We start from the raw sequence: 16,817 nt of genomic DNA, 5'->3' as shown, positions 1-16,817 counted from the left end.
GGGGCTCGTGGGCTGGAAGGAACTGTCATGGTCGCCAGAATTGTCCTCACCGTGCTCGCCCTTGTGGGAGTCCTCTCCGCGCCCGTAGCGTCTGCAGGTGCTGCGGACGCAAAGAATTTCGACCCGGGCTATATCATCTCCGACAGCGAGTTCTACGATTGGGACTCGATGACCGCCCCTCAGGTGCAGTCCTTCATTAAGGGCGTCAACCCGCGCTGCGTCGCGGGACCCGATGGCACCCCGTGCCTGCAGGATTACACAGAGAACACGCCGAATACTCCCGCGCGGAGCGGTTGCGCGGCCCACGTCGGCCGTGCCGGGGAGTCCGCCTCGAAGATCATCGCTGACGTGGCGGCGGAATGCCGGATCAACCCGAAGGTCTTTATCGTTCTCCTCCAGAAGGAGCAAGGACTGGTCTTGGCGACGGGAAGCCAGCTGACTGCGCAACGCTACGAGCGGGCGACCGGGCTCTCCTGCCCGGACGGTCCAGATGGTCAGCCGATCTGCGACCCCGCCCATGGTGGGTTCTACAAACAGGTGCGCGGCGCCGGCGAACGTTTCAACGACTACCGCGACAAGCCCGCCGTGTACAAAAACTACCGGCCTGGCAAGACCTGGAACATCTCATACCATCCGAACGCCGCATGCGGCACCGGCCCCGTCTTCGTTCAGAACATGGCGACGACTCTGCTCTACACATATACGCCCTACCAGCCGAATAGGGCTGCCCTCAACAATCTCTACGGGACGGGAGATTCCTGTTCGACATACGGTAACCGCAATTTCTGGCGTTACTACGTTGACTGGTTCGGTACTCCGACGCCCGACAACTGTATAGCAGCCGGCACGTGCCAGTTCTTCCTTGTCAATGATTGGACAACGACTCAGGCTCGTCTCGGCGTTCGGATCACCAACGCACCAGCAGGTACCCCACTCGCGGGAACATGGGCGTCGGGAGCGCCTGAATCTGTTGGAGTCCGGGCCGATGCGACGATGTATCTGCGCACCGACCATACATCTGGGCCAGCGAGCATCGTCTATCGCTACGGCAGGCCTGGTGACGATGTCTTCGTTGGCGACTGGAACGGGGATGGCATTGATACTCCCGCCGTGCGACGCGGCAACACGTGGTATCTGACTAATACTGTGGGCGCCGCTTATGCGGACGTCCAGTTCACGTTCGGACGAGTAGGCGATAAAGTCCTCGTCGGCGACTGGGATGGCGACGGAGTGGATACTCCTGCTGTCCGTCGCGGGAACACCGTCTTCCAATCGAATAGCTTCGCGGGCGGATATGCCGAACACTCATACACGTACGGCAGGGTTGCCGATGAGGTCCTCGTTGGCGATTGGGATGGCGACGGCAGGGACACCCTCGGCGTGCGCCGCGGCAACTCCTACTATCTCAAGAACACCACGACGAGCGGCGTCGCCGACATTGTCATGAGCTACGGGCGGGCGACTGATCGTGTCGTTGTCGGAGACTGGGACGGCAACGGTACAGACACGCTGGGCGTCTACCGACCATAGGAGATTGCGACACCGGCTCGGCCCGCGCCAGAGGCCGGTTCACAGAACGGGCGCCCTTTTCCAGCCGTCCCGCGGATTGCCTTTGAGCGATCGATACGCAGTTCCCTCAGGCCAACGGTCGGAAGGACACTGCGGTCTGCCATCTCGCGAGCATCCCGTATCGTTCTCACCCGTTCGAGTCACGGAGTGTCCGGTGGCTCTCCAACCGTTCCCGGGGGCAAAGCGACGGAGTGATGACGAGGGCCCGCGCGCGTGACTCGATAGCCGTTTTCCCAGCGAGCTGGTTCAACCGACGGCGACGGAACGTGCCTCGTGCGGCTGAGGGTTCGGAACGGGACAACATGGCTGGGGTGCCCGTCCGAGTGGAACGGGCACCCCTACCTTCGGTCAGCGTCTCCTTTTGCTGCCGCTGATGTCGGTGAGCTCCCAGCCGCGCTTCGGCTGCTGGGTCGAAATCGTCTTCTGGCGGGAGCGGTACACGATGTCCGGGCGGGTTGTGTAACCAACCGGTGCCGAGAATGCATGGACGAGCCTCGTGAATGGCCAGATCGCGAACAGGAGGAAGCCCGCAATGACGTGCATCTGGAACGACAGTGGCACGCCGGCCATGAGTTCCGCGTCGGGGTTAAGGATAAAGAGGTTACGTAGCCAGGGTGAGATTGTCTCTCGGTAGTCATATCCGTGGCCGGAGGTGAACACCTGGTTGATGAGGGTGGCAATCATGCCGAGGATGATTGGCACGGCGAGGAAGATGTACATAATCTTGTCGTTCCTCGTCGTCGCCAGGAACACATCGCCGTACGTGCGACGGCGGACGATGAGGAGGCCGAGACCGATGACAGTCATCGCTCCCGCGATCGTGCCCGGGATCGTCGCAATCCAGTGGTACACGGTGTCGGTGATTCCAACCGACCGCGTCCACGTTTTCGGAATGATAAGGCCGAGGAAGTGGCCGAAGGCGACGAAGAGGATTCCGAAGTGGAACAGCGGCGAGGCAAGCCGGAGCCACACTGACTCGTAGCTCTGCGACGACCTTGTCGTCCAGCCATACTGGTCGTAGCGCCAGCGCCAGATCATGCCAACGACGAAGGCGATGATCGAGACGTAGGGCACGACGACCCACAGAATAAGGTCAACGGCTTCCAAGGTTCTCTCCAAACGTGAAGGGCTCGAGCGGGCCCATGGCGGTGGCTCCCACCATCTCGGCCGGCGGGCCGTCGGTGATGAGTCTGAGGTACCTCTCCTTCGTCGCCTGGTCGATGGCGGGGAGGGTCATGCAAAGAGCAGCGACGAGACCGGCGTAGGGACTGTCGACGCTCTCCAGCGTCGTGCGTAGTAGTTCGATGCCCTCCCGGTGGGAGGAAAGCAGGTGGCCGGCGATCTCCGCGTCTCCGGTTGCCGAGAACTCGAGCACCATCGGCAGGTAGTCAGGGAGCTCCTCTCGTGCCACGTCACGGCCACCCGCGCGGTACGCCTCGGTGAAGCGAACGAGTGCGGTACCCCGCTTTCTCGTGTCCCCTGTCAGGTAGTACGACAAATACATCGTCGCTCTGCGCTTGAGGTCGAAAATTGAGACATAGTGCTTCTCCAGCTCCTGAAGGGACTGGGTCGGCTGTGCGTCGAGGAACCGTGCAAGCTCCTTCGCCACCGGTGTCGGCAGATTCGCCGCATCAAGTTCGTCGCGAATGAGGGGAAAGTGCTCGTACCTCTCAGGGGTCGGATAGTCGAGCAAGATCGATGCCGCCATGTGGATGAGCTGACGCTGCTCATCGCTCACGCGGACCGAGGGCGTCTCCTTGAGATGGGAGATGGGGATGAAGGACGTGGGTAGCATCATTCACCATCCGATTGGGACGGCGGGAACAACCCGTTCGTCCCCTTCTTTGGCGACCATCCGAAAAGGTTGGTGCGGCCCGGGGTCGACGGCGTCGTTGGATCGGTCTCGCGCTGCTTGCTAGAGACCGCCATCATCTGCCCCGCGTTCATTCCGAGCCCCGCACCATCGGCGCCGATGCCAGGGCCGGTCATGCCGACCGAACCCTCGAGCGAGCAACCGGCCTGAAGGGCGATCTCGTCGAGTTCGCGAGCCGTTTCGGCGTGGGCGGTCGGAATGACGTAGCGCTCGTCGTAATCGGCGATCGCCATGAGGCGGTACATGTCCTCCATGTCCTCCCCCGTCATGCCAACGGCTTCCGCGATCTGCTCATCACCGTCACGGCCGAGGTTAATGTCCCTCATGTAGGAGCGCATCGCAGCGAGCCTGCGGAGCGACTTCTCGACGGGCTTCGTATCGCCCGCCGTGAACAGCTCCGCCAGGTATTCGAGAGGTGTCCTCATCTTTGACAGGGCCGTGAAGAGGATCTTGAAGTCCTCCGGGTCCGACGTCGTCTTCGAGACCTCGTCAACGATCGGGGTGAGCGGCGGGACGTACCAGACCATGGGTAGGGTTCGGTACTCAGGGTGAAGTGGCAGTGCGACCTCGTACCGAGAGATGAGCTGCCACACGGGCGACTTTTGTGCCGCGAGGATCCAGTCGTGCGGGATGCCCTGACGTTCGGCTTCTCTCACAATTTGCGGATCAAACGGATCGAGGAAGGCTGCCCGCTGCGCATGGAGCAGGTCGTGCTCGTTCTCGACGGACGCGGCTTCGGTCACCCTGTCGGCGTCGTAGAGGACGATGCCGAGGTAGCGCAGGCGGCCGACACACGTCTCGGAGCACACGGTCGGCAGACCGACCTCAATGCGGGGGAAGCACATCGTGCACTTCTCGGCCTTGCCCGACTTGTGGTTGAAGTAGACCTTCTTGTACGGACAGCCGGAGACGCACATGCGCCAACCGCGGCACTTATCCTGGTCGACAAGGACGATGCCGTCCTCAGTCCTCTTGTACATCGCGCCGGAGGGGCACGAGGCCACGCACGAGGGGTTGAGACAGTGCTCGCAAATCCTCGGCAGATAGAACATGAACGTCTTCTCGTATTCGAGCTGGACCTCTTCGTTCATCTTCGCGAGGATCGGGTCCTTGACCGCAATTTCCTGCGAGCCACCGAGATCGTCGTCCCAGTTCGCCGACCAAGAGATCTGCATGTCCTCACCGGTCAGGAGCGACTTCGGACGGGCAACAGGCACGTGGGGCGAGTTTGCCGGGGCGTTGAGCAGGATGTCGTAGTCGTACGTCCACGGCTCGTAGTAGTCCCTGATCCCCGGCATGTCAGGGTTGTAGAAGATGTTGAGAAGTTTCTTGGCACGGCCGCCCGCCTTGAGCTTGAGCTTGCCGTTCCTTTTACGCTCCCAACCTCCCTTCCACTTCTCCTGATCCTCGTACGTCTTCGGGTAGCCGAGGCCCGGCCGGGTCTCGACGTTGTTGAACCACACGTACTCCATGCCCTCGCGGTTCGTCCACACCTGCTTACAGGTGACGGAGCACGTGTGGCAGCCGATGCACTTGTCGAGGTTCATGACCATCGACATCTGAGCCATGATTCGCATTAGTACTCCACATCCTGAGAGCGACGGCGGATAACCGTCACCTCGTCTCGCTGGTTTCCTGTCGGGCCGACATAGTTGAATGCGTACGCGTGCTGCGCGTAGCCGCCAATGAGGTGGGTGGGCTTCATGAGCACACGCGTAAGAGCGTTGTGGATGCCGCCTCTGCGGCCGGTCAGCTCGGCCTTCGGCACATCGACCGTCCGCTCAGTTGCATGGTGCAAATAGACCGTTCCCTCCGGCATGCGGTGGGAAACGACGGCCCGCGCGACAACAACGCCGTTACGGTTGTACGCCTCGACCCACTCATTGTCCTTGACACCGATTTTCGCTGCGTCCTGGACGCTCATCCACATGGCGGGGCCGCCTCGTCCGAGCGACAGCATGTAGAGGTTGTCCTGGTACTCAGAGTGAATCGACCACTTGTTGTGGGGCGTGAGGTAGCGGACAGCGACCTCAGCGACCTGCTGATCGCCCGTGTACCCGGTCGTCTCCTCACCGATTTTTGCATCCCCGTACAACCTGTGCAGGTCGAGCGGCGGCTTGTAGGTCGGCAGGTTTTCTCCCAAATCCGTCATCCAGTCGTGGTCGAGGAAGAAGTGCTGGCGGCCCGTCAAGGTGTGCCAGGGCTTCTCGTGTTCAACGTTAATGACGAAGGCGGAATAGCGCCGGCCACCCGTTTCAGAACCAGACCATTCAGGCGACGTGACGACCGGGATTGGTGCCTCACGGGTTTTCGCGAAGGTGATGAGAGTCGACTCGTTCTCTTCGGCGAGGGAAGCAAACTCCTTACCGACTCGCTTCTCCATCTCCTTGAAGCCCTGGAGGGCGAGACGACCGTTCGTGGCACCCGCGAGGGTGAGGATCATGTCGGCAGCCTTGCGATCCGTGTCGATGAGCGGGCGGCCCTTGGCGATGCCGGAGCGTGCGACGCCGTTGCGGCCGCGCAACATCTCAATTTCCTTATCGGGTCGGAAGGTGACGCCCTTCGTCGTCATACCAACCTTCTCCGGTAGCGGGCCGATCGCGTTCCACTTCTCGAAGACCTTCGTGTAGTCCCGCTCGATCGTGATGAGCTTCGGCATCGTCACGCCCGGGATCATATCGGTCGCCTCATACGGCTTGACTGCGCCCCGCGGCATCGCCAACGCATCCGGGGTGTCATGACTGAGCGGTGCAGCGACGACATCCTTTCGGGTGCCGAGATGCCCGACCGCCATCTCCGAGAACTCCTTCGCGAGCGTCTGGAAGATCTCGTAGTCCGTACGGGCCTGCCAGGGCGGGGCAATAGCGACGTTGAAGGAGTTAACGAACGGATGCATGTCCGTCGTTGAGATATCGAACTTCTCGTACCAGGTTGCCGCTGGCAGAACGACGTCCGAATGCAGGGTCGTCGACGTCATGCGGAAGTCCGCTGTCATGAACAGGTCGACCTTGCCGTGGGCTGCCTCCTCCCGCCACACCATGGACGTCGGGCGGTTGTCAGGCCCGTTCTCGGCGCCTCGGACTGAATGCCCGGAGCCGAGCAGGTGCTTGTAGAAGTACTCCGCACCCTTCGCGGACGAGCCGAGGACGTTCGTGCGCCAGTTAAAGACGACGCGGGGGAAGTTTTCCGGATTATCCGGATCGGTGCACGCCCATTCGAGATCGCCCTTCTTCAACTGGTCGACAACGTAGTCAGGCACCTCCATTCCCGCATCCTGCGCACCGTCCGCGATGTCGAGGGGGTTGCGGTTGAAGGTGGGGTAGGACGGCATCCAGCCCCTCTTCGACGCTTCGACGAGGGTGTCCGCTGTCGTGCGGCCCTTCATCGACTCACCTGCGAGTGGGGATGCGAGGGCCTCGACGGGAAGCCCGTCGTAGCGCCACTGGTCTGTCGCGAGATACCAGTAGGCGGTTGTGATCATCTGCCTGGTTGGCCGCTGCCAGTCCAGGCCGAACGCGTACTGCGCGAAGCCGGTGATGGGACGGACCTTTTCCTGGCCAACGTAGTGCGCCCAGCCGCCGCCGTTCTTGCCCTGGCAGCCGCACATCATCGTGAGCGCGAGCATCGTCCGATAAATCGTGTCGGAGTGGAAGTAGTGGTTCGTGCCTGCGCCCATGATGATCATCGAGCGGCCGCGCGATTCTTCCGCGTTCCGAGCGAACTCACGTGCAACCCGCTCGATTGCCTCGACGTTGATACCCGTAATCGTTGCCGCCCATGCGGGGGTCCCGACCGCGGTCTCGTCGTCCTCGCTCTCGGGCCACGATCCCGGCAGGCCCTCTCTGCCCACACCGTACTGGGCGAGCATAAGGTCATACACCGTCGTCACCCTCCGGCCAGCCACCATTGTCGTCGGGACACCCCGGCGGTAGACCTCGGCGGAACCAAGATGCTTCTCGTCCTCGGAGGCGTTGGCGGAAACCTCGGTGTCGAAACGGGTGAGGAGAACCTCGGCCGTGTCGTGCCCAGCGAGATCTTGAATGGTCATGAGCGGGTCGCGGCCCTCGAGGTCGAGATTCCACTTGCCGAGTCCCGACTCGGTGAACCGGTCGCCCAAGCTACCGTTCGGAACGAACGGCTTGCCAAGCGCATCGATCATGACGGTCTTGAAAGCTGGCTGATCCCCCGCATCGCCCCCTTCACCGGCCTCCTGCAGGTCGGCAGCGGTGAGGAACTTATGAGGCATGAGGGCCCCGTCGCGTTCCGTAAGTTCAACGAGGAAAGAGGAGTCCGTGAACTTCTTCATGTAGTCGAAGAAGTACGGCGTCCGGTTCTTCACGTGGAAGTCGCGGAGGATGACGTGGCCCATGGCAAGACCGAGGGCGCCGTCTGTGCCCGGGTGGATACGTAGCCACTCGTCGGCGAACTTCGTCGCGTCCGAGAAGTCAGGAGAGACCGACACAACCTTCGTGCCCTTGTAACGGACTTCCGTCATGAAGTGAGCATCGGGGGTACGGGTGACCGGCGGGTTCGAGCCCCACATCATGAGGTAGGACGAGTTGTACCAGTCGGCCGACTCTGGAACGTCGGTCTGATCGCCGAACACCTGCGGCGACGCCATCGGCAGGTCCGCATACCAGTCGTAGAACGACAGGATCGTGCCACCGATCATCGAGTAGAAGCGAGTGCCAGCGCCATAGGACACCTGGGACATGGCGGGAATAACGGTGAAGCCAGCCAGCCGGTCCGGTCCGTACCGCTTGACCGTGTAGACGTGCGCGGCGGCAACGAGCTCGTTGACCTCGCTCCATGAACAGCGGACGAGTCCGCCACGGCCGCGCTGCTCCTTGTACGAGCGTGCCTTCTCGGGGTCCTCGACAATCGACTGCCATGCGTCGACCGGATCGTCGTGCTCGGCCTTCGCACCTCGCCAGAGGTTGATGAGTTGGGCCCTGACGTAGGGGTAGCGGACTCTCGTCGGCGAGTAGGTGTACCAGGAGAACGCTGCGCCTCGCGGGCATCCGCGCGGCTCGTACTCTGGCATGTCCGCGCCGATCGACGGGTAGTCCGTCTGCTGCTCTTCCCACGTGATGATGCCGTCCTTGACGTACACCTTCCATGAGCACGAGCCCGTGCAGTTGACGCCGTGCGTGGAGCGCACAACCTTGTCGTGGCTCCAGCGGTCGCGGTAGAAGGCTTCGCCAGCACGCGGCGATTTGAGGAACATCTGGCGCAGATCGTCCGAGGCTTCACCTCGCCGCAGGAATGTTCCCAGCTTGAGGATCGGTGATGTTGACATGGTGGACCTTCCAATCATCCGGGGTAAGGCGCACCCGGGCGCGCGTAGCGGAACCAGCAGACCACGGCGCAGAGGATGCCGTAGGCGACGCAGATTAAGTACCAGGTGTACGGCGTCATCGCCGTGAGGGCGATGCCGACGAAGAACGGCCCGAAGGCAGCGATAGCGGCGGTGAAGCCAATGGCGCCACCCGCCTGGCGGGCGGGCATGATCATCGGCATTTGCTTGAATGTGCCGGCGTTGCCGATGCCGGCAAAGAAGAACATGGCGATCATCGACCACAGGAAGCCCGTGAACTCGTCCGGGCTATCGGGGCGGAGGAACAGCGTGCAAGCGAACAGAGACACGGTCATGCCGACGATGGAGATAAACGTCCACACCGCTCCGCCGAACCGGTCGCAGAGCGGGCCCCAAACGATGCGGACCGCGGACGCGATGAGGGGGCCGAGGAAGGCGTACGTGACACCCATCGGCAGCCCCTCCATCCCCGAGAACTGGGAGGCATCACCATAGATGTTCTTGATGAGGAGGCCGAACTGGGCCGCGAAACCCGAGAAGAGGCCGAAGGTCATGACATACATCGCCGTCATGTACCACGTGTTCGGGTTCGAGAAGATGTCGAGCTGCTGGCGGATGTTCGCAGTGACCGGGACGTCCTTGAGCAAAGTGAAGGCGAGGACTGCGGCGATAAGGGCCCAGGGCACGAAGACGATGGCGGCGTTGTAGACGAACACAGCGTCACCTGACGACGTGCGTTGCGGTGAGAACGTCCCCAATCCCAACAGGCCGAAGCCCATGAGCCACGGACCGACAAGCTGAATGATCGACATCCCGAAGTTGCCGACACCTGCCTGGATGCCGAGCGCGGTGCCCGACTTGGCTTTGGGGAAGAAGTACCCCGTCGACGGCATATAGCCGGAGAAGGAGCCACCGCCAACGCCACAGAGGAACGACAGCACGAGGAGCCACCAGTAGGGAGTGTTCGCGTCCTGAACTGCGAAGAACCAGCCGATCATCGGAATGATGAAGAGAAGAGAGGAGTATCCGACGAGGCGTCGGGTGCCGATAATCGGGGGCAGCACCATATAGACAAGGCGAAGCAGACCGCCGGAGAGCCCGGGGAGAGCCGTCAGCCAGTACAGCTGGGCGGCGGTCAGATCGAAGCCGATTTCATTGAGCTTCGGCGCGATAGCGCTGACGAGGAACCACACGCAGAACGCGATGATCATCGAATAGGTCGACACCGTGAGCGTGAGCCACGCCCTCTTGGAACTCCAGTGTGCTGGGTCTTCCTTGTCCCAATTCGACAAGTCAGGGTTCAATTTCGAACCCTCGATAGATTTCTGCATAGTGTCTCCGTCTTGGCTAAACCCCAGGCTGTGGCGTTATGCAGACCATCCTAGAACTCTAAATAACAAAATAAGCCGTATAAATTAGGTATTGCCCGACTTTTAAGGTCGAATTAGCGCAGATTTTTGTTTCAGAAATTGGCCGAGCCACTGTCGGCACGTGATGTCTCCTGCAACGGAGTCACCGAAACCTCTCGTTTGCCCGACGGGCTCGTACGGTCGGGGTATGTGCTGCGATGAGGACGTGAGCTAACCGACCACGTCGTGGGTGGCCACAGCACGCCGTGGTCCTGTGGGGAACATGAGCGAATAGCAGGTGTCAAGGACGCACGAGCTTCATTGCGCATCAAACGAAATCCGACATGTCGACGAGGAACAAGTGCTACCGTAAAAACGTGGAAACAAGCGGGTAACTGTCAATGTTGACGGCCCGCAACACACGCACTGGATAGAGAATCGACCTCATCTCTACCGCGCACCAACAATATGTATCTCAAAGGGGAGTCACAGCCATGGGTGTTTATGTCGTTACCGGAGCAGCTTCAGGAATGGGGCGTTCTACTGCTGAACAGCTTCGCTGGGAAGGCCACCGGGTTATCGGAGTTGATCTGCATAACACTGAAGTGCAGGCGAACCTGTCAACTGAGGAGGGCCGCCAGCAGGCGATTGCCGAGGTGAAGGAGCTGTCCAACGGTCGTCTCGACGGGGCGATCTTCGCCGCAGGCTTGGGCCCCATCCCTGGCCAGGAAGGACTCATCGCAAGAGTCAATTATTTGGGCGTCGTGGAGCTCCTCGAGGGCATCCGCCAAGAACTCGTCAATGCTGGAAATGCGAAGGTCGTCATTTTCTCGTCCAACTCGACGACGACGATTCCGGGTATACCCGATGAGGTCCTTGACGCATTCATGGATCGCGACATCGATCGGGTCCTCGAGGTGGCCGGCCACGCAGGGCCCGACGCGTCCGCCAGCTTCGTGTACGCGGGTTCAAAGACCGCACTCACTCACTGGATGCGCACAGTTGGCGTCACTGAAGACTGGGCAGGACGCGGCATCCGCGTCAATGCCCTCGCACCGGGAGCAATCCGAACGCCACTGCTGGAACGGCAGCTGAATGACCCGAAGCTCGCGCCCGCGATCAAGGCGTTTCCGATTCCCGTGCGCGAGTTCGGCAAACCCGAAGAGGTTGCACAGTGGGCCGTCTTCATGCTGTCTCCCGCAGCCAACTTCCTTTGTGGCTCAGTGATCTTCCTCGACGGAGGCACGGATGCGTACTTCCGTGCGGACTCGTGGCCACGCGCAATGGGCATCGATGAGCTTCCGGCATTCCAAGCCAAAATGAAGGAATTTGCTGAGGGAACGGCCGAGTAAGCACGACCCCGCAGTCGTGGTCGTCGCAACTGATGTGACGTCTCACTGAGCCGCGACGATGTTCGCACGGCTCGACCTCCAGTACCTCCATCATCCGATCGTGCGCAGGGGCGGCCTGCTTGACACCGCTCCTGCGCACGATCGTCGTTTGCCTGCGGCCGGCCTTGTTCCCGCTCAGCCGCAACAAGGCCGCTCCTACCTCAAAGACCTGACAGAATCAGCTCATGACGGGAAAACGGGAAGCTAAACGGCGGGACAAGACCGAGCGGGTCCTCCACGCCGCACGAGAGGTGTTCTCCAACGCCCCCTTCGACTCTGTCACGACCGCGCAGCTCGCCGCGGAAGCAGGGCTCACAACAGGCACGTTCTTCCGCTATGCCATCTCCAAGGCCGAACTGTTCATCTACACGTATTCGACCGTGCTCGAGCAATGCATCGAGCAGACACGCGCGCTCCCGCCCTCGGCTTCCCGGCGGGAACGGATCCGCGCCCTTGCCGATCCGATGATCACAGCAACAGAGCAGCAGCCCGGGAACGTCGCCGCGTTCCAACGGGAAGTCCTCTTTGGCGCAGGCTCAGGCCCGAACCGTGACCGTGCCCTCAACCTTGTCATCGATCTCGAGCGGGAGCTCAAAACGATCCTCGACGGCGACAGAGATCTTGCCCATGCCCTCTACGCAACGCTGTATATGGCGATTGTGCGGGTTGCGGTCGGAACTCTCAGGCCGGAGGACCTGCGAGCGAACATCGAGCAGCGGGTCGATTTCCTCCTCGGTCTGGATGAGCACAGCGGGACCTGACCCAAGGCCCTTAGATGAGCCCTGCGTGGGCGTGAGGGGCTCGACTCCGCGGTGGCTGGGAGGCGCCCGCACGCGTGGACTGTGCTGAAATGTGCTGCGGCGTGTCCGATGTAACAGGCCGGATCTTGGACCAAAAACCAGCAGATTGGGCTGGTAAGGACGCCGGAGAAACGTTGGAATACCGGCGTTTCCTCCCTAGGACAGCCCCGCATCGCCACCTGAGACCTCAACCACATTACCGCTCGGTAACTTACGATTAGGTAGGCTCCAAGAGTCAAGTTAGCTAAACTTCCAAAACAGAGCGCACTCCATTTTGGGTGCGAACGACTGTTCAAGGAGTTGGATGCTACGGACCGTGGAGACGATCGATTCGACGAATGCCGAACTGGCGCGTCGGTGGGAAGCGGGTGAAGCCGCAGATGGTGACGCGCTTCGTGCTCATCATCAGACCTCTGGCCGCGGCCGACTCGGTCGCTCATTCATCGAATCTCCCGGCGAGGCCCTCCTCGTTTCTATCCTCCGAGTCCTACCCGACAGCGCGAATCTGCGCGGTCACGTCGGCTGGTTGACACTCGGCACAGGGCTCGCCATGGTCTCCGCGCTCCAGCCCGTCGCGGGCGGTCGCGTCAACCTCAAATGGCCGAACGACATCATGCTCGACGGACACAAGCTCGGCGGAATCCTCGGTGAACTGCTCGATCCGACGGGCGGCGATCTGCCCGTGGTTCTCGGCTGCGGGATCAATACATCGGGTGCCCCGGTCCCCGGCTCGATCTCGCTATCGGACGCGGGCTTCGCCGCCGACGCAGAGACCGTCGCAGAGATCCTCGACCGGTTCAGGGTCGAGGTCGATGCGCGGGTCGACGCAGTCGTTGACAACAGGATTGACGAGCTTCACGCAGAACTCACTGAGCACTGCACGACTCCCGGGCGTGAGGTCCGGGTGACCACCGCGGGCGGCTCCACCATCGAGGGCATCGCACGACAGATCGACATCGACGGCGCCCTCATCGTCGACACAGGCACTGACCGCGTGCGAGTCAGCGGCGCCGACGCTGACCTCATCTGAGAAGGAAACCAATGCTATCGACCATTCTTGTCGCTAATCGCGGCGAAATAGCGGCCCGGATTATTCGAACGATTCATGACATGGGACTGACGGCAGTTGCTGTCTACGCGGATCAGGACCTGAGCTCACCTGCCGTCGAGCTTGCTGATCAGGCTTACGCCCTCGGCGGTTCGACTCTTGCCGACACGTATCTCAACGGGGACAGGATCATCGAGATCGCGAAGAGCGTCGGGGCCGATGCCATTCACCCCGGATATGGCTTCCTTTCCGAGGTGCCGGCATTCGCTGAGGCCGTGGCTGACGCGGGAATCGCGTGGATCGGTCCTAAAGGTGCAACGATCACCCAGCTGGGTGACAAAATTGGTGCCCGCCGCACCGCGGTTGCAGCCGGGGTTGCCCCGGTTCCCGGCACGAACGACCCGGTCGAATCGATAGCGGAGATTCGCCGCTTCGCCGTTGACCACGGATTCCCAATCGTGGCGAAGCGAAGTGACGGCGGCGGCGGACGTGGCATCACGATCCTCCGCACCGAAGGCGACATCGATGAGTTCGAAGCGAGGCATGCGGGGACGGGAGGCGACCTCGGCGCCTACTTCCTTGAGAAGTTCATCGAATCTGCCCGGCATATCGAGACCCAGTGCATGGCCGATAGCCGCGGCGGTTTCGCCGTCGTCACGACCCGCGACTGCTCCGTGCAGCGCCGTAACCAGAAGCTCATCGAGGAGGCTCCCGCCCCCTTCCTCCCAGACGGTGTGGAGGAGACGGTGACGACGTGGTCTGAGGCCCTGTTCCGCCAGACAGACTACGTCGGCCTCGGAACATGCGAGTTCCTCCTCGACTCCGACGGCTCGGTTTACTTCCTCGAGGTCAACCCGCGCCTCCAGGTCGAGCACACGGTCTCCGAAGAGGTAACCGGCCTCGACCTCGTCGCCGAGCAGATCCGCATTGCTTCAGGCGAGCCAATCTCCGCTGTGCCGGCGGTGCGCGGCCATTCGATCGAGCTCCGCATCACCTCCGAGGACCCGGGTGCCGACCTCATTCCGACCGCGGGCACGATCAACGAGCTTGCGTGGCCGAGCGGCCACGGTATCCGTGTCGAGACGGGTGTGCGCGTCGGTGACGTCGTCTCACCCGACTTCGATTCGATGATTGCGAAGCTCATCATCACCGCTGGGGACCGTGAGACGGCGATCAGGCGGTCCTTGCGTGCGCTCAAGGAGCTGACAATCTCGGGAATCGCGACGCCGAAGGACCTGTTGGCAAGCATTCTCCAACACCCTGCGTTCGCCGAGGATTTCTCGGTGGGTACGAGGTGGATGGAGACGGAGTACCTGCCGAATGCGGACCTGCCTCAGCCGTTCACGGGCGCGGCCCCTGCTGACGACATGTCGGGCAGGCGTTGCTTCATCGCCGAGATCGATGGGCGCAGGCGAGAGATCAGCCTGCCCGCTGACTTCTTCGCATTCGCCGGTGCCCCTGCGGGCGTTGCTCGCCCCCAGCAACCGCGTCGAACTTCTGGCAGAAACGGCTCGGCAGCGAGCGGCGCGGTCTCGGTCGTTGCCGACGGCGTCATGTCCGCCCCCATTCAAGCCATCGTCGTCCGCATCTCGGTCGAGGTCGGCCAAGAGGTGAAGAAGGGCGACGTTCTGCTCGTCCTTGAGTCAATGAAAATGGAGAAGTATGTCCATGCTCCCGGTGACGGGACGGTGGCCGAGATCTTCGTGACACCCGCCCAGAACGTTCCCGCACACACGCCACTCATCAGACTGGAGGAGGACAGGTGAGCATCTCGACCCTCAGAGGGATCGTCTCGCGGGTCATGCCGACCCGCAAACATCACGCCCCGACGATCAAGGTCGCCCGCGTCGACTATTCGAACCTCGCGCAGGCCGCCGAGGAGAAGGCGACCGCCTACCAGCACGCCAAGGGAAAGAACACTGCCCGCGAGCGCATCAGTCAGCTTCTCGACCCCGACTCGTTTGTTGAGATCGGCCAGTTCGCTGGCGGAAACCCGACGGACGGGTTTCTCGGTGCGGCGGTCGTCACCGGCTTCGGTGAGATCGCCGGACGCCCAGTTGCCGTGTATGCCCAGGACTTCTCGATTCGTGGCGGCACGCTTGGGCGTGCGGAGGGTCAAAAGATCCTCGCGCTCATGGACAAGGCACTCACGATGAAGATCCCCGTCATCTCCATGCTCGATTCCGGCGGCGCTCGCATCCAGGAGGGCGTTGTTGCGCTGAGCCAGTACGGGCGGATCTTTAAGAAGACGTGCGAGGCGTCCGGCCTCATCCCCCAGATCTCCATCATCCTCGGTCCGTGCGCGGGCGGGGCGGTCTATGCACCGGCCCTGACCGATTTCATCATCATGACAAAAGAGAACTCGCACATGTTCGTCACGGGCCCCGAGGTCGTCAAGGCTGTCACCGGCGAGAACGTATCGATGGCGGAACTGGGCGGCGGCGAGCTCCACAACGCCCAGTCTGGCGTCGCGCACTACCTGGCCGACGATGAGACGGACGCGATTGACTACGTCCGTTCGCTCCTGTCGTACCTCCCGTCACATGCTGGTGAGCCAGCCCCGCACTATGACTACACCCCGTCGGTTGAAGACGAGAGGGCCGCGGCCGAGGTCAAGGCCCTCGTGCCCGAAGAGTCCCGCCAGCCGTACGACATCGTCGAGGTTATCGAGCATCTCGTCGACTACGGGGAGTTCCTCGAAGTCTCGCAGGGCTTTGCTGGATCTATCGTCATCGGCTTCGCCTGCATCAACGGCATCGCCGTCGGTATTGTCGCGGACCAGCCCAACGTCAACGCCGGCACTCTTGATGTCGATGCGTCCGAGAAGGCAGCCCGGTTCGTCCGCTGCTGCGACGCGTACGGACTGCCGATCGTCACGCTCGTTGACGTGCCGGGCTATCGTCCCGGTACCGAGCAGGAGCAGGCCGGCATCATCCGCCGCGGCGCGAAGCTCATCTTCGCCTACGCGAACGCAACCAGTCCCATGGTCACCGTCGTTCTGCGCAAGGCCTACGGCGGCGCCTACATCGTCATGGGCTCGAAGTCCATCGGTGCTGACTTCACGTTCGCCTGGCCGGATGCCGAAATCGCGGTCATGGGCGCCGAAGGTGCCGTCAACATCCTCAAGCGCCGCGACATTGCCGCCGCCGGTCCGAACGAGAAGGACATGGCAGAGGCACGCGCGCAGCTTGCCGCCGAATATCAGGCGAACCACATCAACCCCAGCCTCTCGGTCGAGACCGGTGAGCTGGACGGGATCATCGATCCCGCTCTCACCCGCCAGACCATCGCGGAATCTCTCGAAATATTGCGGACGAAGGATCGTTCGTACCCCGGACCCAAGCGCCACTCCAACGGCCCGCTCTAAGAAGAAGAAGAAGGACACATGACGACGAAGACTTCACATCCATCCCTGACGACATCCATCGACAGTAGCGAGTCATCATCCCGGAACTTCGTGCTGGGCACAC

The 16,817-nt window shown here is 61.9% G+C and carries 11 protein-coding genes; 6 read left to right on the top strand and 5 right to left on the bottom strand.

Features of this window, described 5'->3' with window-relative positions:
- Positions 1–27: 27 nt before the first annotated feature.
- Positions 28–1,530, top strand: coding sequence for a hypothetical protein (locus tag H7E91_RS00655; protein WP_182353133.1), 1,503 nt, complete (start codon positions 28–30; stop codon positions 1,528–1,530).
- A gap of 387 nt (positions 1,531–1,917) precedes the next feature.
- Here the strand turns inward: H7E91_RS00655 and narI are convergent, their stop codons facing one another.
- From narI to H7E91_RS00630, 5 genes are read right to left on the bottom strand one after another with little or no spacing between them, the layout of a single operon-like run.
- Positions 1,918–2,676, bottom strand: a complete 759-nt coding sequence (gene narI / locus H7E91_RS00650; RefSeq protein ID WP_182353132.1) for a respiratory nitrate reductase subunit gamma — start codon at positions 2,674–2,676, stop codon at positions 1,918–1,920.
- Positions 2,663–3,367 (bottom strand): nitrate reductase molybdenum cofactor assembly chaperone, encoded by a 705-nt coding sequence (gene narJ, locus H7E91_RS00645; protein WP_182353131.1) that lies wholly within the window; start codon positions 3,365–3,367, stop codon positions 2,663–2,665. The genes narI and narJ overlap by 14 nt, the downstream gene beginning before the upstream one ends.
- Positions 3,364–5,019 (bottom strand): nitrate reductase subunit beta, encoded by a 1,656-nt coding sequence (gene narH / locus H7E91_RS00640; RefSeq protein WP_182353130.1) that lies wholly within the window; start codon positions 5,017–5,019, stop codon positions 3,364–3,366. The genes narJ and narH overlap by 4 nt, the downstream gene beginning before the upstream one ends.
- Positions 5,019–8,741 carry a nitrate reductase subunit alpha gene (locus H7E91_RS00635; protein ID WP_182353129.1) on the bottom strand — a complete coding sequence of 1,241 codons (3,723 nt, stop codon included), beginning with the start codon at positions 8,739–8,741 and terminating at the stop codon, positions 5,019–5,021. Before H7E91_RS00635 ends, narH begins: the two co-directional genes overlap by 1 nt.
- 14 nt (positions 8,742–8,755) lie before the next feature.
- On the bottom strand, positions 8,756–10,090 hold the full coding sequence (locus H7E91_RS00630; protein ID WP_206680311.1) for a nitrate/nitrite transporter: 1,335 nt from the start codon (positions 10,088–10,090) through the stop codon (positions 8,756–8,758).
- Positions 10,091–10,602: 512 nt separating this feature from the next.
- Here H7E91_RS00630 and H7E91_RS00625 point away from each other — a divergent pair.
- The 5 genes from H7E91_RS00625 to H7E91_RS00605 all read left to right on the top strand — a co-directional run bounded on the left by H7E91_RS00625 (position 10,603) and on the right by H7E91_RS00605 (position 16,714).
- Complete coding sequence (locus tag H7E91_RS00625; RefSeq protein WP_182353128.1) at positions 10,603–11,460, top strand: SDR family oxidoreductase; 858 nt, start codon at positions 10,603–10,605, stop codon at positions 11,458–11,460.
- Between the two features lie 224 nt (positions 11,461–11,684).
- The gene (locus H7E91_RS00620; protein WP_182353127.1) at positions 11,685–12,260 is read left to right on the top strand and encodes a TetR/AcrR family transcriptional regulator; all 576 of its coding nucleotides are present in this window, start codon (positions 11,685–11,687) and stop codon (positions 12,258–12,260) included.
- Between the two features lie 355 nt (positions 12,261–12,615).
- Complete coding sequence (locus H7E91_RS00615) at positions 12,616–13,329, top strand: biotin--[acetyl-CoA-carboxylase] ligase (protein WP_182353126.1); 714 nt, start codon at positions 12,616–12,618, stop codon at positions 13,327–13,329.
- Between the two features lie 11 nt (positions 13,330–13,340).
- Complete coding sequence (locus H7E91_RS00610; RefSeq protein ID WP_182353125.1) at positions 13,341–15,113, top strand: acetyl/propionyl/methylcrotonyl-CoA carboxylase subunit alpha; 1,773 nt, start codon at positions 13,341–13,343, stop codon at positions 15,111–15,113.
- A 35-nt stretch (positions 15,114–15,148) separates the two neighbouring features.
- Positions 15,149–16,714: an acyl-CoA carboxylase subunit beta gene (locus H7E91_RS00605; RefSeq protein ID WP_182353330.1), complete on the top strand. Its 1,566-nt coding sequence runs from the start codon at positions 15,149–15,151 to the stop codon at positions 16,712–16,714.
- The last annotated feature ends 103 nt before the right edge of the window (positions 16,715–16,817 follow it).

Source organism: Flaviflexus huanghaiensis (genome assembly GCF_014118685.1).
GTDB lineage: Bacteria > Actinomycetota > Actinomycetes > Actinomycetales > Actinomycetaceae > Flaviflexus > Flaviflexus huanghaiensis.
The sequence above is the reverse complement of the archived record's forward strand: the minus strand, read 5'-3'. Positions and strand labels throughout refer to the sequence as shown.

Excerpts from the sequence above, each read along its gene's own strand:
- narJ (WP_182353131.1), bottom strand. The coding sequence starts at position 3,367 with ATGATGCTACCCACGTCCTTCATCCCCATCTCCCATCTCAAGGAGACG.
- H7E91_RS00610 (WP_182353125.1), top strand. The coding sequence starts at position 13,341 with ATGCTATCGACCATTCTTGTCGCTAATCGCGGCGAAATAGCGGCCCGG.
- H7E91_RS00655 (WP_182353133.1), top strand. The coding sequence starts at position 28 with ATGGTCGCCAGAATTGTCCTCACCGTGCTCGCCCTTGTGGGAGTCCTC.
- H7E91_RS00625 (WP_182353128.1), top strand. The coding sequence starts at position 10,603 with ATGGGTGTTTATGTCGTTACCGGAGCAGCTTCAGGAATGGGGCGTTCT.
- H7E91_RS00605 (WP_182353330.1), top strand. The coding sequence starts at position 15,149 with ATGCCGACCCGCAAACATCACGCCCCGACGATCAAGGTCGCCCGCGTC.
- H7E91_RS00630 (WP_206680311.1), bottom strand. The coding sequence starts at position 10,090 with ATGCAGAAATCTATCGAGGGTTCGAAATTGAACCCTGACTTGTCGAAT.
- H7E91_RS00620 (WP_182353127.1), top strand. The coding sequence starts at position 11,685 with ATGACGGGAAAACGGGAAGCTAAACGGCGGGACAAGACCGAGCGGGTC.
- H7E91_RS00635 (WP_182353129.1), bottom strand. The coding sequence starts at position 8,741 with ATGTCAACATCACCGATCCTCAAGCTGGGAACATTCCTGCGGCGAGGT.
- narH (WP_182353130.1), bottom strand. The coding sequence starts at position 5,019 with ATGCGAATCATGGCTCAGATGTCGATGGTCATGAACCTCGACAAGTGC.